We start from the raw sequence: 20,594 nt of genomic DNA on the forward strand, positions 1-20,594 counted from the left end.
CGCAGGATCTCTGGTGACACCGGGTCAGGTGGAGAAGTCGTCGTCGGCGTCGCGGGCGTCCGCCTGGATGTGCTCGCCGGGGCGCTTGCCCCGGATCTCGTCCTGTTCGCGTACCCGGTCCGCTTCGGCGTGTTCGTCCTGGTTCAGGTCACCGAGACGGGCCCGGGCCGGACCGGCCAGGTCCTCCAGGTCGTTCCTCGCGCGCTCGACGCTCATGCCGCCTCCTCGGATCGTCGCGTGGCGGCGCTCGCCGCCTGCCGCGTCGCGTCCCCGCTGACCGCTACGGCAAACCGCCGCCACCGGACGGTCGTGCGGTCACGCGGGCGGCAGGGCGGTGAGCAGATCCTCGGCGTGCCGCATCGTGTCGGCCAGCGCGTCGCGTGAACCGTCGTCCAGCGGGATCGAGCGCGCCTGCCGCACCAGCTCCCGCGCGGACTCCGGCTCGTCGAGTTGCAGCGCCAGCTCCGCCCGGTAGACCAGTGCCTCCACGTGGACGGCCGGGTCGTCGGCGGCCTCCGGGCGGGCGAGCGCGCCGTCGAGGATCCGCGCGGCCTGCGTCGGATTGCCGCGCGAGTCGGCCTGCACCACCGCGTTGCGCAGCGTACGGGCCAGCCCACCCCTGTTGTCGGTCTCCGGCGGGGTGGCCCGCCCGACGAACCGGATCCAGTTGCCGCCGGGGTCGACGATGCTGAACCCGAAATGGCCCTCCTGGTTGCGGCGGGGCCGGGGCCGGGTCATCCGGGGTACGCCGGAGACGAGCACCTTGCCGTACGTGGACCGCATGCCGTCGGCGAAGGCGCGATGGATGTCGACCAGGTCGTCCACCACGACCAGGCAGGAGCCGTACGAGTCGGCGGGATCGAACTGCGGCATCCCGAAGAAGTGCAGGTGCAGATCCTCCCGCCGCAGCGTCACGTACGGGTTGGGGCGCTCCTGCCGGTACGTGACCTCGAAGCCGAGGGCCTGGTAGAAGGGCGCCACGTCGTCCAGGGACCGGCACGGCAGCAGCGGGATCGTCGTCTCGTTAGCCATGCCCCGAGCCTGGCAACCGGGGGCCGGCACGCGCACATGGAAATGGCCGATCGGCTGCCGGCGTCACCCGAACGGACACGGGGGCCGGTCCGCTGTGGACCGGCCCCCGTGCGGGGCACGCGTGGGTCAGGGCTTCCAGGACCCGGCGGGACGGAAGAGGTGCCGGTACTCGACGACGCCGTTCTGGTCCTTCACGTCGAAGATGAGCTGGCCGCTGCGCTTGGAACCCACGGGCAGGTTGGTGCCCGAGGTCATCAGCTTGCCGCAACCGGAGAAGGCGCCGCCGATGCCGCTCTCCTCGGTGCCGTCCGTGGCGACCCAGGTGAAGTAGAACGGGTTGATCGAGCCGGTGCCCTTGGTGATCTCGGCGGTCACGTCGGCGATCAGGAACATGCCGTTCTTCGGTCCGGGCATGACCTCGCTGCAGGCGGCGTTCCGGGTCCGGAAGTTGCCGACGGTGATCTCGATGGTGCCGCGGTCGTCGTTGACGACCAGCCTGTCGCCGGCCGGCATGTTGAACGTCTTGTCGTCGGTGTTGCCCGGCTGCGGCGTGCCGGTGGGAACCCCCGTCGGGGCGTCAGCCGTCGGCTGGCCGTAGGTGACGCCCGGGGTGGGCAGCGAGTCGATCGCATCCTGGGTCTTCTTCGCGCCGCTGTAGATGGCGAAGATGCCGCCACCGCAGCACAGCAGCAGCAGGATCACGGCGACGACGCCGATCGTGATCCAGACGTTCTTGTTCGACTTCTTCGCCGGCGGCCCGAACGGCGCTCCCGGTGGCGGCGGGTACGCCCCACCGCCCGGCGGCGGATACGCCCCGCCCGGCGGCTGGTACGCGGACCCCGGCGGCTGGTACGCGGCGCCCGGGGCCTGGTACTCGAACCCCGGCGGCTGGTACGCCCCGGCCGAGGGCTGGTATTCGCCGCCCGGTGGCGGGTAGGGCGCGCCCGAGGTGGGCGGCGCCGGCGGGAACGCCGTGGTGGGAGCGGGCGCGGGCGGGTACTGCTCGCCCGGACCCGGCTGCGGGGGATAGGGCGCACCCGAGGTCGGGGCGGGCGGCGGCGCGTACGGGCTGTCCGGCACCGGCGGCATCGGTGCGGTGGGGAACGCCTGAGTCGGCGGTTCCGGTGGCTGCTGGTTGGGGTCCGGTGAACCGGACGGAGGCTGAGGGTGGCTCACCGTACTCCTTGGGGCGCCTTCGGGATTTTCCGTCGCAACGACGGTACAAGCCGGGCACAAGCCGGCCGGTAGTGCCTCATCGACGTGGCAGGACGGCCGCGGTGCGGACCAGGTCGTCGTCCACGGCGAACCGTCCGGTGACCGCCGACGGCGGATCGGGCACCGGGGCGGCGGCGAGCCGGACCGGTGCGATCTCGGCGTGGAACGTGCCCGCTTCCGGGTCCAGCGTGACGCGCGCGTCGGCGAAGCCCAGCCACGTACCGACCAGCGGGTGCCAGACCTTGTAGACGGTCTCCTTCGCGCTGAACAACACCGTCGGCCAGGGCGTGCCGGCCGGCAGCCGGGCCAGGTCCGCCTCCTCGTCGGGACGGCACACCTTCCGGCGTACCCCCGGGGAGAGCGGCCGGTAGCGTTCGGCGTCGATGCCGACGGCGCGCACGTCGGCGGCCCGGGCGGCGGCTGCGGCGCAGTAGTCCCGGGTGTGGGTGATCGCGCCGACCACGCCGGGCGGCCAGATCGGGGCCCGGTCGGCGCCGGCGGGTACCGGCGTGGCGGGCAGGCCGAGCGCGGCGAGCGCCCGGCGGGCGCAGACGCGCCCGGCGGTGAAGTCGCGGCGGCGGCCGGGGACCGCGCGTTCGCCGAGAGCGCTCAGTTCGGCCGGGAGCAGCTCACCGGTCCAGTCGGCCGGGCCGGCCAGCGCGACGGCGACAGCGGCCGGGAGCAGATCACGCACGAGTGGTGGATGACGGGGACACGCGGTGAACGTACCGTAACGCTTGGGCGTGCCGCGGCGCTGAAGGAACGTTGCGGGGAGGCAACCGGTCCATCACCACCCATTCCTGACCCGGAAGGAGCGGCCGATGACGCCTGGCGCGGAGGTTCCGGGGAGTGCCGGCGGCGAACACGTGCCGGTGACCCCCGGCTGGACCTGCGGCTCGTGCGGTGACGACTGGCCCTGCGCCACGAAACGTCACCACCTGCTGAGCGAGTACCAGGTGGACCGGGCGTCCTTGAGCGTCTATCTCGGATCCTGCCTCGCCGCGGCGACGCAGGACCTGCGCTCCGTGCCGGTCACCGCGCTCCAGGACCGGTTCATCGGCTGGGTGCCGCGCGGTCCGCGTATCGCCGAGGCGTGAGCGCGTCCGGTGGCCGCCGCGTCGGGTTCGCGGCGGCCACCGGCTGCGGTCTCAGGGACGGCCGTTCTCAGGGGCGGCGGTTCTCAGGGGGCGGCGGTTCTCAGGGGCGGCGGGGCCGCCGGGTGAGCCCGAAGCCGACCACGCCGGCCACGGCGGCGAGCACCCCGCCCACAGTGGTCCACACCCAGCGCGATCCGGCCTCGGGGAGCCACCCGGTCAGGTCGGTCTCCTCCTCGGCCACCGGCTCGGGCGTCGGCTCGGTGCTGAGCACCGTGCCGGCCCTGGTGTTCGGCACCAGCGGCGCGGCCAGTTCGCCGTCGTCGCCGGACGCGCCACCCTCGTCGGTCGCGCCGACCAGCATCTCCACCTCGATCGGCAGGCCGAGGTCCGGTTCGGGCAGGTCGGTGACGGAGAGCCGGATGTAGTAGGTGCCGGGCAGCGGGTCGCCCGACCAGGGTTCGGCCCACGGCCGTAGCCGGCGCAGCGTGCAGCCGAGCGCGACGCTCGTCGCCGACGCGCCGGCGGTCGGGGTCTGCGCGCCCGCTGTGCACGCCTGCCGGCGGCGCAGCCCGTCGAAGACGTCGACGGTCCAGGTGGACGCGCCGCTGCGTGACTTCGGGAACGTGACGGTGGCGGTGACCTCGTGCACCTGCCCGGCGTCGGCGCGGAACGACCAGTACAGGTGGTCGCCGGTCGACGCGCCCACCTGCACCGGCTGACCGGCGGTGACTGTGGTGGCGGTGAGGAACGAGGTGCCGGCCTTGGTCACCGTGGTCGCGCCCGGTGACGGGCTCGGCGCGGCCAGGGCCGCCGCCGGGGTGAGGGCGAGTCCGACGGCGGTGGTCGCCGCCGCGGCGCGGATCAGCGTACGCATGCTCAGTTCGTCCTCCACGTGTGCACCCACCAGCGGGTGAGCAGTCCGGCGAGCAGCCCGGTGAGCAGTCCGGCCAGCGTGAGCAGGAGCAGCAGCACCCAGCCGCGGCCGAGGTCCGGTCCGTCCGGCGCGGGGGAGGCGGCCACCACGTCCACCGTCAGCTCGACCGGCATGCCGGGCCGGGCCTGGGTGCCGGGCTTGGCCGCGAACGAGTTGCTGACCACCAGGCAGACGGTCCGTACGGACTGCTCCGTGCCGGCGCTCGGCTCCGGGCTCGGCCCGTCCTCCTCCTCTTCAGCGGCCGACCAGCGCAGTCCGGCGGAGACCACGTCGGTACGCCCGCTGCCCGCGTCGACGCCCCGGACCAGTTCCCGCCCGTCCGGCGCGGTGGCACGCAGCAGCACGCCGTAGTCCGGGTTGACCGGGCGGTCCAGCGCCACGCTGACCGAGGCGCGCAGTTCCTGCCCGGGGCGCACCGGCACCCGGTACCAGCGGTGCTCGGAGAACGCCTCCCGGTCGCTGTAGACGCCGGGGGCGAGCAGCGGCGCGCCCTCGCAGGCCGAGCCGCCGCCGACGACCGCCGGGGCGGCGGTGTACGTGTCCCGGGCGCGGTCGACGAGCTGCTTGATCCGGCCGGTCAGCTCGTCGGCGCTCTGCGCGGCGGTGTAGGTGCCCCCTGTCGCGCCGGCGATGCAGAGCAGCTGCTTGCGGACCTTCTCGTCCGGCGCCAGGCCGAGCGTGTCGACGACCAGGCGGGTGCCCTGGGCGGCCAGCTCGCGCGCCACCTCGCACGGGTCGGGTGGGGCGCAGGTGTCCTCACCGTCGGTGATCAGCACGATCCGGCGGGCGGTGCTGCCGGTGCCCAGGTCCTGCGCGGCGGAGCGCAGCGCCAGCCCGACCGGGGTGAAACCGGTCGGGCGCAGCCCGGCGACGGCGGCCTTGGCCTGGGTACGGTCCACCGGGCCGACCGGCACGATCTGCTGGGTGTCCAGGCAGCCCTGCTTCTTGTCCTTGCCCCGGTAGGTGGCGCCGAGCACCCGGATGCCGAGCTGTGTCTCGTCCGGCAGGGCATCGACGACCTCGTTGAACGCCTGCTGCGCGACGGAGATCCGGCTGCGCCCGTCGATGTCGCGGGCCCGCATCGATCCGCTGACGTCGAGGACCAGCTCGACCTTGGGTGGTTCGGCGACGGGTTCGGTGGTCTCGTCGTCGGCCCCGGCGGGGCTCGGCCCGATCATCGCGGCCGCCGCCAGCAGTCCGATGAGGACGGCCGTCGATCGTCTCTTGTTGATCACCGGCCGAAGTGTAGTGAGATCCACTTTGGAAGATCACCCGGGTCGCGGGTGCCCGCCGGAGGCCCGTTTCCGGCGTCCGCCGGGGCCGTCACCGTCGCGCTCGGCCACCCACCGTTAGCTGCACCATGTAAACCTTTCGGCCGGTGGTGCACTCGTCGGAAATCTGACCGGCCCGCACCCGTTGTGCCGTTGCCGGAGTGTGGTTAAGCTCTGTCTTGCGCGCCCCAATCGCCCGCTTCCCCCGTGGCAGGCGATCGGGGCGCGCTTTCTTTGCGTCAGGCGCCGCGCAGTGTTACGCGCCGTGCCGGGCGCCGCGCAGGCACCCGGCACCCCGCCTCAGATCCAGCGGCCGTCCAGCCACATCCGGGCCGACCAGTCCGCGTACGGCAGCACCCGGCCCACGAAGATCGGGTAGAAGTAGGCGAAACAGAGCGCCACGAGCAACACGTACGCACCCGCGATGATCCCGCCCACCAGCCGCCTGTCGTGGACCTGTTGCGGGTCCGGTGGCGCGGCTGTGTTCGACACCGGCGCGGGAGTGGCGATCGCGCCGAGCACGTAGACCACCGCGAGCACCAGGAACGGCACCGCCGGGGCGGCGTAGAAGGAGAACATCGTCCGGCCGTCGAGGGCGAACCAGAACCACGGCAGCAGGCCGGCGGCGGCGCTGAGCAGGATCGCGCCCGCCCGCCAGTCGCGCCGGGCCAGGCCGAGCCAGGCGGTCGCGGCGATCGCCGGCAGGAACGACCACCACAGCAGCGGCGTGCCCAGCAGCAGCACCTCCGAGGCGCAGCTCGGCGCGCCGCAACTGCCGTCCCCGGACCAGTGGAACGCCACCGGGCGGCCGAGCAGCAGCCACTGCCAGGGCCAGGACTGGTACTTGTGCGGATCGTCGAGCTGGGTGTGGAAGCCGTACGCGGCCTTGTGGTACTCCCACAGGTTGATCAGCGCCCCGATGAACGGGGTGTCGCTCAGCTCCGGGTTGTTCGGGTAGCGCTCCGCCAGGCGGTAGTAGCCTTCCTGCCCGAGCAGCCAGCCCGACCAGGTCGCCACGTAGGTCACGACCATCAGCACACCGGCGGCGAGCAGCCAGGGCAGCTCGTCGAGCACGGCGTCGCGCCACGGCCGGCGTACCCCGGACGAGCGGCGGACGCCCACCTCCCAGAGCAGCACCAGCAACGCGAACGCCGGTACGAAGTAGAGCGCGCTCCACTTCACCGAGCAGGCGCAGCCGAGCAGCACACCTGCGGCCAGCCGCCACCACGGCCAGTCCCGCCAGCCCGACGACGGCCGGCCGGCCCGGCCCGGCTGCGTCGGGTCGAGCCCGCCCTCCAGCGCCCGCGCCCAGCGCCGCCGCCGGGCGTCCCGGTCGAGCACCAGCGCGCCGAACGCGGCGAGCACGAACAGCAGCAGGAAGATGTCGAGGATGGCCGTGCGGGACAGCACCAGGTGATAGCCGTCGAGCGCGAGCAGCAGACCGGCCGCGCAGCCGAGCACCGTGGAGCGGAACATCCGCCGCCCGATGCGGACCAGCAGCAGCACCGACAGGGTGCCCGCCACGGCCGCGCCGAAGCGCCAGCCGAACTCCGGCGAGGTGGTGATCAGGTGGCCCGGCACCGAGACGCCGCTGTCCGCGTCCTGGTAGCCGAAGGCCCACTCGCCGATGCCGATCATCCACTTGCCCAGTGGTGGATGCACCACGTACGAGGGGCCGTTGTCCTTGTAGTTCCACTCGAAGCCGCGGTCGATCAGCCCGTACGCGTCCTTGGCGTAGTAGGTCTCGTCGAAGATCTTCCCGGGCGGGAAACTGAGCCCCACGAAGCGCAGGATCGCCGCGACGCCCACCACTACCGCTGTCGCCAGCCACGCCTGACCTCGGCCGATGCGATCATCGACGGTGGCGAGCCGGCGCCGCACGGCGGCGGGAAGCCCGCGCCCGGCGCCGTCGCCCCGGTCGGTGGTGGAAGGGTCCGGGTTCGCGCTCTGTGCTGTCGACGCACTCGTCACCCGGCGATCGTAGGCTGCGAAGGTGCCCGGTGGCGTCTGTCGTCTCCGAAATTGGTACGACCGTCGATGAAGGAGCGCACGCCGTGGGGGAAATGTCCGAGGTAGGCCGGCTCGTGTTGCTCGGCGCGCCGCTCGGCAACCCGGCCGACGCGTCCGCCCGGTTCCGCGAGGTGCTGGCCGCCGCCGACGTGGTCGCCGCCGAGGACACCCGGCGGCTGACCCGGCTGGCCCGCGACCTGGACGTGACGGTGCCCGGCCGGATCGTCTCGTACTTCGAGGGCAACGAGGAGCGGCGCACGCCCGAACTGGCCGAGGTGCTCGCCGCCGGCTACACGGTCGCGCTGGTCACCGACGGCGGCATGCCGAGCGTCTCCGACCCCGGCTACCGGCTGGTCCGGGCCGCGCTGGACGCCGGAGTGCCGGTCACCGCCGCGCCCGGGCCCAGCGCCGTGACCACCGCCCTGGCGCTGTCCGGGCTGCCCTGCGACAGGTTCTGCTTCGAGGGCTTCCTGCCGCGTACCCCCGGGGCCCGCCGTTCCCGGCTGCGTGCGCTCGCCGCCGAGGACCGCACGCTGGTGTTCTTCGAGGCGCCGCACCGCATCGCCGGCGCGCTCGCCGACCTGGCCGAGGCGTTCGGCGCCGACCGGCCCGCCGCGCTGTGCCGCGAGCTGACCAAGACGTACGAGGAAGTGGTCCGCCGGCCGCTCGGCGAGCTGGCCGAGTGGGCCGCCGAGGGCGACCCCCGGGGCGAGATCACCCTCGTCGTGGCCGGTGCACCGGCCACGCCCGCGGTCCGGCCGGACGACGAGACGCTGCGCGCGGCGGTGGCCGAACGCGAGGCGGCCGGGCTGTCCCGGCGGGACGCGATCACCGAGGTCGCCACCGCGTACGGGCTGCGGCGGCGGGAGGTGTACGCGGTGGTGCACAGCTGAGGCGGCGGGCGCCTCACCAGGCGGCGGCCAGGAAGCCGACGGTGATCAACGCGGGCCCGGCCAGCGCGAGGCCGACCGCCCAGCGCCGCTGCCGTTCGTCGGCGAGCCGGGTCGCCCCGGTCCACCTGGCGATCCCGGCGGCGCAGCCGGCGACCAGGGCCAGCCCCAGCAGCCAGCGCAGGTGCCGTCCGACCCCGGTGTCCGCGTAGGCGGTGGACCCGTCCGGCCCGGTCATCCGCGCCCGCAGCGAACTGCCGGTGTCGGTGCGTCCGGCCGGTACGCCGCTGACCCGTACCCCGTGGGCCTGGAACCGGTCGCCGTCGGCGGAGAAGATGCCCCGGCAGCGCTGGGTGAGCCCGCCGCCCGCGCACTGCGTGATCATCACGGTGCCGCCGGTCGAGTGCCCCACCGCCAGCCAGAACGGCCCGGCGCTCACCCAGGCGAAGAACGCGGCGAGCAGGCTCAGCGTCAGCAGTACGGCCAGCCCGGCGGGCGGGCTCGGCGGCGCGACCGGGCGGGCGCGTTCCCGCCGCGCCGGGTGCGGGGCGGGACGCGGGCGCGGCTCGTCGCGCAGCGGCGTGCCGTCCCAGTGCACCTCCTCGATCGGCGCCCACCCGCCGGACGAGGCGGCCTCGCGCTGCCAGCGCGGCTGGCGTACCGGCACGCGGTTCGGCACCGCGTCCACCGGCGCTCCGGTGGTCGGCTCCACCTCCACCGGCGGGTCCGCCGGGTCGAGCCGCGGCTGCGGGGCGACGGGCCCGCCGGGCGGCGCGGGCCGCGCCGCACGCCGGGTGGCGGCGGCCGACGGCTCGGGCGCCGCTGGTCTACTGGTCACGATGTTCATTTCACACCGGTACGTCGGGCTTGTCGGGCAGCTCACGCCGCGTGTCGGCGACAAATCGGACGTACGGTCGGAGCGCGCACCCCATTGGTTCGCGGCGCACCCACGTCAATCACTAGGCTTGCTGCTCATGAGTCACGTTCTCGCCGCGGTCGCCTGGCCCTACGCCAACGGCCCGCGCCACATCGGCCACGTATCCGGATTCGGCGTTCCCTCCGACGTCTTCGCCCGGTACATGCGGATGGCCGGTCACGACGTGCTCATGGTCTCCGGCACCGACGAACACGGGACCCCGATCCAGGTGCAGGCCGACGCCGAGGGGGTCATCCCGCGCGAGCTGGCCGACCGCTACAACCGGGTGATCGCCGAGGACCTGCGGGCGCTGGGCCTGTCGTACGACCTGTTCACCCGCACCACCACGCGCAACCACTACGCGGTGGTGCAGGAGCTGTTCACCGGGCTGTACCGCAACGGCTACATCGTCCCGAAGGTCACCACCGGCGCGATCTCCCCGTCCACCGGCCGGACGCTGCCCGACCGCTACATCGAGGGCACCTGCCCGATCTGCGGCTACGACAGCGCGCGCGGCGACCAGTGCGACAACTGCGGCAACCAGCTCGACCCGATCGACCTGATCGACCCCAAGTCGAAGATCAACGGGGAGACGCCGGAGTTCGTCGAGACCGAGCACTTCTTCCTCGACCTGCCCGCCCTGGCCGACGCGCTGCGGCAGTGGCTGGACACCCGCGACGGCTGGCGCCCGAACGTGCTGCGGTTCTCCCGCAACCTGCTCGACGACCTCCAGCCCCGGGCCATCACCCGCGACCTGGAGTGGGGCGTGCCGATCCCGCTCGACGACTGGCGCGACCGCCCGGACAAGCGGATCTACGTCTGGTTCGACGCGGTCATCGGCTACCTGTCCGCGTCCATCGAGTGGGCCCGGCGCACCGGCGACCCGGAGGCCTGGCGCAAGTGGTGGTCGGCGGACGGGGAGGGGAAGGACGCCCGCTCCTACTACTTCATGGGCAAGGACAACATCGTCTTCCACTCGGTGATCTGGCCGGCGCTGCTCGGCGGCTACTCCGGTGAGGGCGCCCGCGACGGCGAGCCGGGCGAACTGGGCCGGCTCAACCTGCCCACCGAGGTCGTGTCGAGCGAGTACCTGACCATGGAGGGGCGGAAGTTCTCCTCCTCCCGCAAGGTGGTCATCTACGTCCGGGACTTCCTGGAGCGCTACGACGCCGACGCACTGCGCTACTTCATCGCGGTGGCCGGCCCGGAGAGCAACGACACCGACTTCACCTGGGCCGAGTTCCTGCGCCGCAACAACGACGAACTGGTCGCCGGCTGGGGCAACCTGGTCAACCGGTCGGTGTCGATGGCGGCGAAGAACTTCGGTGCCGTCCCGCCGGTCGACCCGGCGGGGCTCACCGAGGCCGACCGGGCGCTGCTGGACACCGCGAAGGCCGGCTTCGGCGTGGTCGGCGACCTGATCGCCCGGCACCGGCAGAAGCAGGCCATCGGCGAGGCCATGAAGGTCGTCGCCGAGGCCAACAAGTACCTCTCCGAGCAGGCGCCGTGGAAGCTCAAGGGCGAGGACGACAAGCCCCGCATGGGCACCATCCTGCACGTCGCGCTCCAGGTGGTCAGCGACGCGAACACCCTGCTCACCCCGTTCCTGCCGCACTCCGCCCAGAAGATCCACGAGCTGCTCGGCGGCACCGGCGTGCACGCGCCGATGCCGGTGATCGAGGAGGTCGACGACCTCGACGGTGGGCCGTCGTACCCGGTGCTGACCGGTGACTACACGGTCGGGGCGCGCTGGGAGTCCGTACCCCTGGAAGTGGGCCGGCCGCTCGCGGCGCCGAAGCCGGTGTTCCGCAAGCTCGACCCGTCCATCGTCGACGAGGAACTGGCCCGCCTGGCCGGCTGAACACACGCGCGAACCGCGGCCCCGGGGAGATCCCCGGGGCCGCGGTCGTCCGCCGGGTCAGGCGGTCGCCATGCTCGGCTTGCCGATGAACTCCATGATGGCCTTGTTGACCTCGGTGGGATGGGTCCACGGCGTGCCGTGCGGAGCACCCTTCAGCGTGACCAGCTTGGCGTCGGACAGCATGTTCACCAGCCGCTGGCCCGTCACCGGGAACGGCAGCACGTTGTCCTTGTCGCCCTGGATGATCAGCACCGGCACGTCGATGTTCGGCAGGTCGGCGCGGAAGTCGGTCTGCCAGGCGTCCACCGAGTCGTGGGTGCCCTTGGCCGACGCCTGCGCGCCGATCTGCCAGTGCGCGTGGTACGCCTCGTCGCTGACCAGCTTCCCCCGGTTCTCGCTGGCGTTGAAGAACGCGTCGCAGAACTGGGTCAGGTAGGCGAACCGGTCCTGGATGATCGCCTTCTGGAACCCCTCGAACATGCTCTTGTCGACGCCCTCCGGGTCGTCGGGCGCCTTCAGCAGGTACGGCGCCAACGGGGCCATCAGGACCGCCCGGTCCACCCGGTCCGACCCGTACGCGCCCAGGTAGCGGGTCACCTCACCGGTGCCCATCGAGTGTCCGACCAGGATCGCGTTGCGCAGGTCCAGCTCGGTCATCAGCACGTCCAGGTCGGCGGCGAACGTGTCGTAGTCGTAGCCGCTGGCCGGCTGCGCGGAGTTGCCGAACCCTCGCCGGTCGTACGTGATCACCCGGTATCCGGCGTTCAGCAGCGGACCGCTCATCTTCTCCCAGGTCGCCCCGTTGAACGGGAAACCGTGGATCAGCACGATCGGCTGACCGGAACCGTGATCCTCGTAGTACAGGTCGATGGGTGCGGAGTTCTCCGTACCGACGGTGACGAAAGGCATGTCGGGATTCCCCCTCGCGCGGGTTCTCGGACCCACCACGCCTTCCCGACCTGCCCTCGTCTATTCGTGGCCGGCCGGATAGGGCAGGTCCACCACCCGGTCGTCGGCCAGCTCGGCACCCGGTGCCCAGACCTCGTACACGCCGCGTTCCAGACACTGCGCGCCGGTCGCGGCCACCGCGTCCGGATCCGGGCGGCGTAGCCGCAACCGCAGCCAGCCGCCCTCCTCCCGCAGCACCAGGCACGGCACCCCGCGCCAGGCCGCCGTGCGTACCCGGCGGGCCGGCGCGTCCACCGGGTACCGGGCCGCCCGGGTCATCGCCAGCACCCGGAACCCGCCCGGCTGGTCGGCCACCGCCTCGTACTCCGAACCCGCGTACGTGCCGACGAGCCGGGTGGAGCGCGGCGCGTCGCCGGTCGGCACGTACTCCTGGTCGGCGGCCAGGCCGGGCACCGCGGCGAGCAGGTGCCGCCACTGCGGCCCGGCCAGGCGCAGCCAGCCCCGCTGCTCCGCCTGGTAGGTGTAGAGCACCACCTCCACCCCCTCGACGGGGTAGGCGAGCAGCGTGGCGTTCGCCGGCATCGGCAGGTCGGCGAAGTCCCGGGTGACGAACTCCGGTACGAGCTGCGCGCTGCTCGGCACGAACCCGGTACCCAGCACCGGCGGCCCCAGCCGGTCCCGGGGCGGCAAGGCCATGAGCCCTCGGTGCGCCGCGCCCACCGGCACGTCGTAGTCGGCCGGGTCGGCGGCCCGCCAGCGCAGCGCGTACGCCACGTCGCCGCCCTCGGAGTCGCCCCGCAGCACCGCCATCCCGGCCGGTGTCCGCAGGTGCGCCACGTCGTGCTCCCGGTAGCAGAAGCCGTGCGGCAGCACGCCCCGCACGTAGCCGGCGAGCTGCCGCGCGGAGAGCACCTTCACCATCCGGCTGCCGGGCCGGATCACCGCCGACGCCCGCACCGCGGCCAGCGTCGGGTCACCCGCCGCCCCCGGCTGCTGGCTGAGCCGGTGTACGTACTCCCAGCCCCGGTCCCGGTGCACCGGCATCAGCAGCGGCGCGTCCGTGTCGTCCGCCGACCCCGCGCCGCCGTGCACCGCGTCCACCTCGGTCGCGTGCACGAACCGCCGCCACGGATAGCCGGTGCCGGGCCGGGGACACCACTCGAACCCGGGCGCCTCGTCGGCGCTGAACAACTCGTACGCCGCGCCCCGGGCGATCTCCTCCGCCGGATGCACCCGGCCGCCGTACGTCACGCGCAACCCGGCCCGGTCGGAGGCGGGCCCGCCGGCCTGGTCGGTGACTGTCACTCCGAGACGCTAAGCCCGCCAGATGTGGGGCACGTGAACAGCCGGTGGCGGTCCGGGAACGCCGCACCGGGCCGGTGTGTGATGCTGGCCGCGATGACCGAGCAGACCGAGACCCGCAAGCAGCGCGCCGCCCGCCGGGCCGGGGAGTTCCCGCCCGCCCCCGAGCCGCTGCCCGTACCCGTGCCGGACAGCCACACCCACCTCGACATCACCGTCGGCGAGTTCGGCACGCCTCCCGGCGCCCCCGGCGACGACCCGGTGGCCGCCGCGATCGACGTCGCCGCCCGGGCCGGCGTGGACCGGCTCGTCCAGGTAGGGGTGGACGTCGACTCGTCCCGGTGGGGCGCCGACGTCGCCGACCGGTACGCCCCGGTGCTCGCCACAGTCGCGCTGCACCCGAACGAGGCGCCCCGGCTGGCCGACCTGGACGAGGCGCTGCGCGAGATCGAGACGCTCGCCGGCCGGGACCGGGTCCGGGGCGTCGGCGAGACCGGCATGGACTTCTTCCGTACCGGCGACGACGGGCGGGCCGCGCAGGAGGAGAGCTTCCGGGCGCACATCGCCATCGCCAAGCGGCACGGCAAGGCGCTGGTCATCCACGACCGGGACGCGCACGCCGACGTACTGCGCATCGTCGACGACGAGGGCGCCCCGGACACCGTGATCATGCACTGCTTCTCCGGGGACGCCGACTTCGCCCGTGAGTGCGTCCGGCGCGGCTTCCTGCTCAGCTTCGCCGGCACCGTCACGTTCGGCAGCGCCGCCGCGCTGCGCGAGGCCGCCGCCGTCACCCCACCGGAGCAGATGCTCGTGGAGACCGACGCGCCCTACCTCACCCCGATGCCGTACCGGGGACGGCCCAACGCGTCGTACCTGATCCCGCTGACGGTCCGCTTCCTCGCCGAGACCACCGGCACCGACCTGGACGAACTCTGCGCCACCATCTCCGCGACCGGCGACCGCGCGTTCGGGCCGTGGTGAGAGGATGCCCGGCGTGACCGGACTCCTCGGCCCGGCGGAGATCCGGGAACTCGCCGCGCGCCTCGGCGTCACGCCGACCAAGAAGCTCGGCCAGAACTTCGTGCACGACCCCAACACCGTGCGCCGGATCGTCACCACCGCCGGGCTCACTCCCGACGACGTGGCACTGGAGGTCGGCCCCGGCCTCGGCTCGCTCACGCTCGCCCTGCTTCCGGTCGCCGCACACGTGCACGCTGTGGAACTCGACCCGGCGCTCGCCGCCGCGCTGCCGGAGACCGCCGCCCGCTTCGCCGGGCCGGCCGCCGAGCGGCTCACCGTCCACCCGGCCGACGCGCTGCGGGTCACCGCCGCCGACCTGGCCGGCCCGGCGCCCACCGCGCTGGTGGCGAACCTGCCCTACAACGTCGCCGTGCCGGTCGTGCTGCACCTGCTCGCCGAGCTGCCCACGCTGCGGCACGGCCTGGTGATGGTGCAGAAGGAGGTCGCCGACCGGCTCGTCGCCGGTCCCGGCTCCAAGGTGTACGGCATCCCGTCGGTCAAACTCGCCTGGTACGCCCGCTCCCGCGCCGCCGGCAAGGTCCCGCCGAACGTGTTCTGGCCGGTGCCGAACGTCGACTCCGGCCTGGTCGCGTTCACCCGGCGCGAGCCGCCCCGGCCCGACGTACCCCGGAAGGCCGTCTTCGCCGTCGTCGACGCCGCGTTCGCGCAGCGCCGCAAGACGCTGCGCGCCGCCCTCGCCGGCTGGGCCGGCGGCGCGGACCGGGCCGCCGCAGCGCTCACCGCCGCCGGCGTGGATCCGGGCGCCCGGGGCGAATCGCTCACCGTCGAGCAGTTCGCCGCCATCGCCGCGTCGGCCCCGGACGCCCCCGGCGGCGAGCAGTAGGCTGGCGCCGTTGCCCGACCCCTCGCCGAGGAGCTGACCGTGCCGAAGCCGTTCGACATCCGCCCACGTCCGGTGGAGTCCAGCCGGTGACCGAGGCATGGCGACCGGGGGACGAGGACGGGCAGCGGCGCGGGGCCGGCGGCCCGGTCAAGGTGCGGGTGCCCGCCAAGGTCAACCTGCATCTCGGGGTCGGACCGCTGCGGCGTGACGGCTACCACGAGCTGAACACCGTCTACCACGCGATCTCCATCTACGACGAGCTGACCGCCCGTCGCGGCGACACGCTCACCCTCACGATGGAGGGCGAGGGCGCCGGCGAGCTGGCGCTGGACGACACCAACCTGGCGCTGCGCGCCGCGCACGCGCTCGCCGGTTACGCGGGCGTCGCCCCGCACGCCCGGCTGCACCTGCGCAAGCAGATCCCGCTCGCCGGCGGGCTGGCCGGTGGCAGCGCCGACGCCGCCGCCGCGCTGGTCGCCTGCGACACGCTCTGGGGCACCGGGCTGTCCCGCGACGAGCTGGCCGGCATCGCCGCCGACCTCGGCTCCGACGTGCCGTTCCTGATCCACGGCGGCACCGCGCTCGGCACCGGCCGGGGCGAGGCGGTCAGCCCGGTGCTGGCCCGCCCCACGTCCTGGCACTGGGTGGTGGCGATCGCCGACGGCGGCCTGTCCACCCCGGCCGCGTACCGGGAACTGGACCGGCTGCGCGACGCCGGAGCCGCCGGCACGCCGCTGGGCAGCACCGACGCGCTGCTCGCCGCGCTGCGTCAGCGCGACCCGCGGGTGCTCGCCGCCACGCTCGGCAACGACCTCCAGGACGCCGCGCTGACCATGCGCCCGTCGCTGGCCGAGACGCTCAAGGCGGGCGAGGCCGCGGGCGCGCTCGCCGGCATCGTCTCCGGCTCCGGACCCACCTGCGTCTTCCTCGCCGCCGGCGAGTCCGACGCGGGGCGGATCGCCGCCGAGCTGACCGCCGCCGGGGTGTGCCGGGAGGCCCGCGTCGCGCACGGCCCGGTCGCCGGCGCCCGCGTGGTCTGACGCCCCGTACCCTTGACTCAGGCGTCCCGGGCCCCCGGGACGCCTGAGTCATGAAGGGTGGGTCAGTGGCCAACATCGTCAACCTGGACCGGGTGTCCAAGGGGTACGGCGCCGCGGGGCCGCTGCTCACCGACGTCTCGCTCGGCCTCGACGACGCCGACCGGGTCGGTGTGGTCGGTCTCAACGGCGCCGGCAAGTCGACGCTGCTGCGGCTGCTGACCCGCACCGAGGAACCCGACGACGGCCGCGTCACGCACCGCCGCGACCTGCGGGTGGCCTGGCTGCCGCAGCGCCTGGACCTGGCCCCCGAGCTGACCGTGCGGGACGTCGTGCTCGGCACCGCCTGGCTCGGCGAGAGCATGGGCGCCGAGCACGAGTGGGCCGGCGACGCGGGCGTGCGCGCCATCCTCGACGGCCTCGGCATGCCCCACCTCGGCCTGGACACGCCGGTCGGCCCGATGTCCGGCGGGGAACGCCGCCGCGTCGCGCTCGCCGCGCTGCTGGTCCGCGACGCCGACCTGCTCGTCCTCGACGAGCCCACCAACCATCTCGACGTCGGCGGCGTCGACTGGCTGGCCCGGCACCTCGTCACCCGCAAGGGCGCGCTCGTCGTGGTCACCCACGACCGCTGGTTCCTCGACGCCGTCTGCACCACCACCTGGGAGGTCGCCGACCAGACCGTCCGGGCGTACGAGGGCGGCTTCGCCGCGTGGACGCTCGCCCGCGTCGAACGGCAACGCGTCGCCGCCGCCACCGAGGCCCGCCGCCAGAACCTGCTCCGCAAGGAGATCGCCTGGCTGCGCCGGGGTGCCCCGGCCCGCACCTCGAAGCCCAAGTTCCGCATCGACGCCGCGAACGCGCTCATCGCCGACGTGCCGGAACCCCGCGACACCATGTCGCTGCAACGGCTCGCCACCGCCCGGCTCGGCAAGCAGGTGTACGACCTCGAACACGTCCGGCTGCACGCCGGCCCGAAGGAGATCCTGCACGACACGACCTGGCAGGTCGGTCCCGGCGACCGGGTCGCGATCCTCGGCCGCAACGGCGCCGGCAAGACCACCCTGCTGCGGATGCTCGCCGGGGTGACCGGCCCCGACGGCGGGCGCTTCGCCGCCGGGCAGACAGTCCGGCCCGCGTTCCTGTCCCAGGAACTCGCCGAACTCCCCGGCCACCTGCGCGTGCTGGAAGCCGTCGAGGAGGTGGCCCGGCGCGTGCAGTTCGGCGACCGGGAGATCAGCGCCGCCCAACTCGCCGAGATCTTCGGCTTCGACGACAAGCGGCTCTGGACCCCGGTGAGCGACCTGTCCGGCGGCGAGCGCCGCCGCCTGCAGATGCTGCGGCTGCTCGCCGGGGAACCCAACGTGCTGCTGCTCGACGAGCCCACGAACGACCTGGACACCGACACGCTCGCCGCGCTGGAGGACCTGCTCGACTCGTGGCCCGGCACGATCGTCGTGGCCAGCCACGACCGCTACCTGATCGAGCGGGTCACCGACGTCGCGTACGGCATGTTCGGTGACGGCCGGCTGGTGCACCTGCCCGGCGGCGTCGACGAATACCTCGCGCGCGCCGCCGCGGCCGGTGGCCCGGCGCCCGCCGATCTCACCCCGGCCACGGCGGCGCCGGCGCGCGAGGGCATGTCAGCGGCCGAGGTACGCGTCGCGAAGAAGGAACTGAACCGGCTGGAACGGCAGATCGCCAAGCTCGAACAGAAGGAGGCGGGCCTGCACGAGCAGCTCGCCGCGAACGCCACCGACTACGCCCGGGTCGCCGAGCTGGACGCCCAGCTCAAGGAGGTACGAGCCGAGCGGGACCGCACCGAGGAGACCTGGCTGGCCCTCGCCGAGGAGCTCCCGGGCGGCTGACCTGCCGCCGGGGTGGGGGGTGTGCGGCGTCACTGACCGGCGTACGGGAGAATCACCGGTGGAACCCTCGTCCGAACGGTCTTTTGGAGACGCAGAGATGGCCCACACCCCCGTCAACCACCCCGCGCGGCCGATCTACCGGGCGATCGGCGGGCTCGTTGGTCTGTACTTCGTCGTCTTCGGCGGCCTCGGCATCATCGCCAGCGCCGGCAACGACTTCCTCGCCCAGGACGACACCAAGGTCCTCGGCCAGGGCACCAACATGGCGTTCTCGCTGCTGTCGGTGCTGGTCGGCGTCGTGATCCTGGTCGGCACCGCGATCGGTCGCAACCTCGACGTGGCGATCAACCAGTGGCTGGCCTACACGCTGATGGTGATCGGCCTGGCCGCCCTGGCGTTCCTGCAGACCGACGCCAACATCTTCAACTTCTCGATCATGACCGACGTCGTGGTCCTGACCCTGTCGCTGGTGCTCCTGATGGTCGGCATGTACGGCAAGGTCGGCTCCGACGACGAGCACGAGGCCTGGCAGAAGGCCCGCCTGGTGCTCTGATCCCGTCTCGTACCCGAAGGCCCGGCGCAGCGCGCCGGGCCTTCGGTGTTTTCCGGACGCCGACGGACATCCCAAGCGACAATTGCCCCGAATCAGTCACATGGCTGGAGGGCATCATGGCGCACTTCCCGGTGAACCACCCCGCGCGGCCGCTCTACCGGGTGCTGTCCGGGCTCATCGGCCTCTACATCCTGGTCTTCGGCGTCTTCGGCGTCTTCCAGACCTGGGGCGAAGGGCTGTTCGGCCGGGACAGCGACTGGGCGCTCGGCCTGCGCACCAACCTGGCCTTCTCGCTGGTCTCGGTGGTGTTCGGCGCGGTCCTGCTGGTCGGGGCGTCCCGCCGCGACAACCTCGGCCACTACATGAACCTCACCGCCGGGGTGGTCTTCCTGGTCACCGGCATCCTGATGATGTCGGTGCTCCAGACCCCGGCGAACTTCCTGAACTTCTCCATGTCGACGGTCATCGTGTCGCTGCTGTTCGGGCTGGTCCTGCTCGCCACCGGCCTGTACGACAAGGTCGGCACACCCGAGCACGCCGAGGAGGAACGGCAGCGCCGCTACCACCCCATCGGGGAACGCTCTCGGTGACCGGCGCCCTCGTCGCCACGACGGGCGCTGCGGCTCATTGGAGCGTCGGGCGACCGCCGTCGGCCTGGTCCGTCCGCGGGTCGTGGAGCGCGCGAAGCGCGTCGAGTGCGACAGCGGTGAGAACGCCACGGCCGACACCGGCGCGGCCGAGCAACTCCATCCCCCGGGTGACCGCGACGAAGTAGACCGCCAGTGACTGCACGTTCGCGTCCTCCGGGAGATCCCCGTTCTCCCGGGCGTGTTCCAGGCATCCGGCGTAGACCCCGGCGAGCTGCTCGATGCCGGCTTTCGTGACGGTCGAGAGCGGGTCCTCCTCGCCTGTCGACTCGACGAGCGCGCGCGTGGTGAGTGAGACCCGCCGATCGCTGCTGCTGAACTCGATCGCCATGCGGAGCATGTGCCCCCGGATTCGTTCCAGCGGCGAAGCGCCGTCGTGCCCGAGTGCTTCCGAGACGGCGCGCGTCGCCTCCTCCCGATCCTCGGAGAGCGCCCGGAGGAACAGTTCCCGCTTCCCGCCGAAGGCGTTGTAGAGGCTCTGCTTGCCCAGGCCGGTCGCCCGCACCAGGTCGTCGAGGGTCGAGGCGGCGAGGCCGTGCACGGCGAACACCTCGCTGGCGCTGCTGACGACGTCGCTCTCGACGAACTTGCGGGGACGGGCCACGGGGGAAGCCTACGTTATTGACCATCCGGTCAAAAACTTGCTAGCGTGGGCGGCGCGCATCGGCGAGAACTGTTCCCGCGGTGGCGCGACAATCGAGGACGGGCAGAATGAAGAGCAACGGAGAGATCGTTCGCGAGGCGTACCGGCTGGCGGAAGGGGATGTCCTCGACGGGCCCGGCTTCCGCGCCCTGTTCACCGAGGACGGAACGTTCAACGACATGCCCAACGGGCTGACATTCCGCGGGGACCAGATTCCGCAGGCGCTCACCGGCTTCGCCGGCGTCTTTCCCGACGTCCACCGCGAACTGCTCGACGTGCATGCTCTCGGTGACGTCGTCGCCGTCGAACTACGAATTCAGGGCACCCACCTCGGCGGTTTCCCCACGCCGGCCGGCGAGATCCCGCCGACCGGCAACCGGATCGACGTGCCGACCGCTGATCTCTGGCATCTGCGGGACGGAAAGATCGAAAGGTTCGACTGCTACAACGCGGCGAACGTGCTGCTCGCCCAGATCGGTGCCGGCCCCGACTTCGACTCGGCGATCGCAGCCGCCGCAGGGGCGTAGTGCCACCACCGCACC

At 73.1% G+C, this 20,594-nt stretch carries 21 protein-coding genes; 10 read left to right on the forward strand and 11 right to left on the reverse strand.

The genetic code is table 11. The annotated features are described in order from the left end of the window. Positions 1 to 24 precede the first annotated feature (24 nt). The 4 genes from O7611_RS01790 to O7611_RS01805 all read right to left on the reverse strand — a co-directional run bounded on the left by O7611_RS01790 (position 25) and on the right by O7611_RS01805 (position 2,941). Complete coding sequence (locus O7611_RS01790; protein ID WP_194798685.1) at positions 25 to 216, reverse strand: general stress protein CsbD; 192 nt, start codon at positions 214 to 216, stop codon at positions 25 to 27. 99 nt (positions 217 to 315) lie between these two features. Beyond that, entirely contained in the window at positions 316 to 1,032 is a 717-nt protein-coding gene (locus O7611_RS01795; RefSeq protein ID WP_194798684.1) for a VOC family protein, read from the reverse strand. A gap of 126 nt (positions 1,033 to 1,158) precedes the next feature. Next, positions 1,159 to 2,208, reverse strand: coding sequence for a hypothetical protein (locus tag O7611_RS01800; RefSeq protein WP_194798683.1), 1,050 nt, complete (start codon positions 2,206 to 2,208; stop codon positions 1,159 to 1,161). 76 nt (positions 2,209 to 2,284) lie between these two features. Further along, positions 2,285 to 2,941, reverse strand: coding sequence for a 4'-phosphopantetheinyl transferase family protein (locus O7611_RS01805; protein ID WP_194798682.1), 657 nt, complete (start codon positions 2,939 to 2,941; stop codon positions 2,285 to 2,287). A gap of 127 nt (positions 2,942 to 3,068) precedes the next feature. Here O7611_RS01805 and O7611_RS01810 point away from each other — a divergent pair, with 127 nt between their 5' ends. Beyond that, positions 3,069 to 3,344: a hypothetical protein gene (locus O7611_RS01810; RefSeq protein WP_194798681.1), complete on the forward strand. Its 276-nt coding sequence runs from the start codon at positions 3,069 to 3,071 to the stop codon at positions 3,342 to 3,344. Positions 3,345 to 3,444: 100 nt separating this feature from the next. Here O7611_RS01810 and O7611_RS01815 read toward each other — a convergent pair whose 3' ends face one another. The 3 genes from O7611_RS01815 to O7611_RS01825 all read right to left on the reverse strand — a co-directional run bounded on the left by O7611_RS01815 (position 3,445) and on the right by O7611_RS01825 (position 7,520). Then, positions 3,445 to 4,218: a peptidase gene (locus O7611_RS01815; RefSeq protein ID WP_269698036.1), complete on the reverse strand. Its 774-nt coding sequence runs from the start codon at positions 4,216 to 4,218 to the stop codon at positions 3,445 to 3,447. Positions 4,219 to 4,220: 2 nt separating this feature from the next. Further along, the gene (locus tag O7611_RS01820) at positions 4,221 to 5,513 is read right to left on the reverse strand and encodes a VWA domain-containing protein (RefSeq protein ID WP_194798680.1); all 1,293 of its coding nucleotides are present in this window, start codon (positions 5,511 to 5,513) and stop codon (positions 4,221 to 4,223) included. A gap of 336 nt (positions 5,514 to 5,849) precedes the next feature. Continuing rightward, entirely contained in the window at positions 5,850 to 7,520 is a 1,671-nt protein-coding gene (locus tag O7611_RS01825; protein ID WP_194798679.1) for a dolichyl-phosphate-mannose--protein mannosyltransferase, read from the reverse strand. 92 nt (positions 7,521 to 7,612) lie between these two features. Between O7611_RS01825 and rsmI the strand changes: the two genes are divergently transcribed. Continuing rightward, positions 7,613 to 8,452 (forward strand): 16S rRNA (cytidine(1402)-2'-O)-methyltransferase, encoded by an 840-nt coding sequence (gene rsmI, locus O7611_RS01830; protein ID WP_228531347.1) that lies wholly within the window; start codon positions 7,613 to 7,615, stop codon positions 8,450 to 8,452. Between the two features lie 13 nt (positions 8,453 to 8,465). Here rsmI and O7611_RS01835 read toward each other — a convergent pair whose 3' ends face one another. Next, positions 8,466 to 9,296, reverse strand: a complete 831-nt coding sequence (locus tag O7611_RS01835) for a hypothetical protein (protein WP_269696093.1) — start codon at positions 9,294 to 9,296, stop codon at positions 8,466 to 8,468. Positions 9,297 to 9,423: 127 nt separating this feature from the next. Here O7611_RS01835 and metG point away from each other — a divergent pair, with 127 nt between their 5' ends. Further along, positions 9,424 to 11,226 carry a methionine--tRNA ligase gene (gene metG / locus O7611_RS01840; protein WP_269696094.1) on the forward strand — a complete coding sequence of 601 codons (1,803 nt, stop codon included), beginning with the start codon at positions 9,424 to 9,426 and terminating at the stop codon, positions 11,224 to 11,226. 57 nt (positions 11,227 to 11,283) lie between these two features. Here metG and O7611_RS01845 read toward each other — a convergent pair whose 3' ends face one another. Beyond that, complete coding sequence (locus O7611_RS01845) at positions 11,284 to 12,135, reverse strand: alpha/beta fold hydrolase (protein WP_269696095.1); 852 nt, start codon at positions 12,133 to 12,135, stop codon at positions 11,284 to 11,286. 60 nt (positions 12,136 to 12,195) lie between these two features. Further along, a complete protein-coding gene (locus O7611_RS01850; RefSeq protein ID WP_269696096.1) occupies positions 12,196 to 13,440 on the reverse strand; it encodes a hypothetical protein in 1,245 nt (414 codons plus the stop codon). Between the two features lie 81 nt (positions 13,441 to 13,521). Between O7611_RS01850 and O7611_RS01855 the strand changes: the two genes are divergently transcribed. From O7611_RS01855 to O7611_RS01880, 6 genes are all read left to right on the forward strand, one after another. Further along, positions 13,522 to 14,421: a TatD family hydrolase gene (locus O7611_RS01855; protein ID WP_269696097.1), complete on the forward strand. Its 900-nt coding sequence runs from the start codon at positions 13,522 to 13,524 to the stop codon at positions 14,419 to 14,421. A 13-nt stretch (positions 14,422 to 14,434) separates the two neighbouring features. Continuing rightward, positions 14,435 to 15,304: a 16S rRNA (adenine(1518)-N(6)/adenine(1519)-N(6))-dimethyltransferase RsmA gene (gene rsmA / locus O7611_RS01860; RefSeq protein ID WP_269696098.1), complete on the forward strand. Its 870-nt coding sequence runs from the start codon at positions 14,435 to 14,437 to the stop codon at positions 15,302 to 15,304. Between the two features lie 86 nt (positions 15,305 to 15,390). Continuing rightward, on the forward strand, positions 15,391 to 16,344 hold the full coding sequence (locus O7611_RS01865) for a 4-(cytidine 5'-diphospho)-2-C-methyl-D-erythritol kinase (protein ID WP_269696099.1): 954 nt from the start codon (positions 15,391 to 15,393) through the stop codon (positions 16,342 to 16,344). 65 nt (positions 16,345 to 16,409) lie between these two features. Further along, positions 16,410 to 18,209, forward strand: a complete 1,800-nt coding sequence (locus tag O7611_RS01870) for an ABC-F family ATP-binding cassette domain-containing protein (RefSeq protein WP_091330236.1) — start codon at positions 16,410 to 16,412, stop codon at positions 18,207 to 18,209. A 97-nt stretch (positions 18,210 to 18,306) separates the two neighbouring features. Continuing rightward, positions 18,307 to 18,762, forward strand: a complete 456-nt coding sequence (locus O7611_RS01875; protein WP_194798671.1) for a DUF4383 domain-containing protein — start codon at positions 18,307 to 18,309, stop codon at positions 18,760 to 18,762. Positions 18,763 to 18,878: 116 nt separating this feature from the next. Further along, entirely contained in the window at positions 18,879 to 19,352 is a 474-nt protein-coding gene (locus O7611_RS01880; RefSeq protein WP_194798670.1) for a DUF4383 domain-containing protein, read from the forward strand. 34 nt (positions 19,353 to 19,386) lie between these two features. Here O7611_RS01880 and O7611_RS01885 read toward each other — a convergent pair whose 3' ends face one another. After that, entirely contained in the window at positions 19,387 to 20,013 is a 627-nt protein-coding gene (locus O7611_RS01885; RefSeq protein WP_194798669.1) for a TetR/AcrR family transcriptional regulator, read from the reverse strand. Positions 20,014 to 20,120: 107 nt separating this feature from the next. Here O7611_RS01885 and O7611_RS01890 point away from each other — a divergent pair, with 107 nt between their 5' ends. Further along, positions 20,121 to 20,579, forward strand: a complete 459-nt coding sequence (locus tag O7611_RS01890; RefSeq protein ID WP_269696100.1) for an ester cyclase — start codon at positions 20,121 to 20,123, stop codon at positions 20,577 to 20,579. Positions 20,580 to 20,594 lie beyond the last annotated feature (15 nt).

The organism is Micromonospora sp. WMMC273, assembly GCF_027460285.1.
Taxonomy (GTDB): domain Bacteria; phylum Actinomycetota; class Actinomycetes; order Mycobacteriales; family Micromonosporaceae; genus Micromonospora; species Micromonospora aurantiaca.

Excerpts from the sequence above, each read along its gene's own strand:
- O7611_RS01835 (WP_269696093.1), bottom strand. The coding sequence starts at position 9,296 with ATGAACATCGTGACCAGTAGACCAGCGGCGCCCGAGCCGTCGGCCGCC.
- O7611_RS01815 (WP_269698036.1), bottom strand. The coding sequence starts at position 4,218 with ATGCGTACGCTGATCCGCGCCGCGGCGGCGACCACCGCCGTCGGACTC.
- O7611_RS01795 (WP_194798684.1), bottom strand. The coding sequence starts at position 1,032 with ATGGCTAACGAGACGACGATCCCGCTGCTGCCGTGCCGGTCCCTGGAC.
- O7611_RS01855 (WP_269696097.1), top strand. The coding sequence starts at position 13,522 with ATGCTGGCCGCGATGACCGAGCAGACCGAGACCCGCAAGCAGCGCGCC.
- rsmI (WP_228531347.1), top strand. The coding sequence starts at position 7,613 with ATGTCCGAGGTAGGCCGGCTCGTGTTGCTCGGCGCGCCGCTCGGCAAC.
- O7611_RS01890 (WP_269696100.1), top strand. The coding sequence starts at position 20,121 with ATGAAGAGCAACGGAGAGATCGTTCGCGAGGCGTACCGGCTGGCGGAA.
- O7611_RS01880 (WP_194798670.1), top strand. The coding sequence starts at position 18,879 with ATGGCGCACTTCCCGGTGAACCACCCCGCGCGGCCGCTCTACCGGGTG.
- O7611_RS01790 (WP_194798685.1), bottom strand. The coding sequence starts at position 216 with ATGAGCGTCGAGCGCGCGAGGAACGACCTGGAGGACCTGGCCGGTCCG.
- metG (WP_269696094.1), top strand. The coding sequence starts at position 9,424 with ATGAGTCACGTTCTCGCCGCGGTCGCCTGGCCCTACGCCAACGGCCCG.
- O7611_RS01810 (WP_194798681.1), top strand. The coding sequence starts at position 3,069 with ATGACGCCTGGCGCGGAGGTTCCGGGGAGTGCCGGCGGCGAACACGTG.
- O7611_RS01845 (WP_269696095.1), bottom strand. The coding sequence starts at position 12,135 with ATGCCTTTCGTCACCGTCGGTACGGAGAACTCCGCACCCATCGACCTG.
- O7611_RS01875 (WP_194798671.1), top strand. The coding sequence starts at position 18,307 with ATGGCCCACACCCCCGTCAACCACCCCGCGCGGCCGATCTACCGGGCG.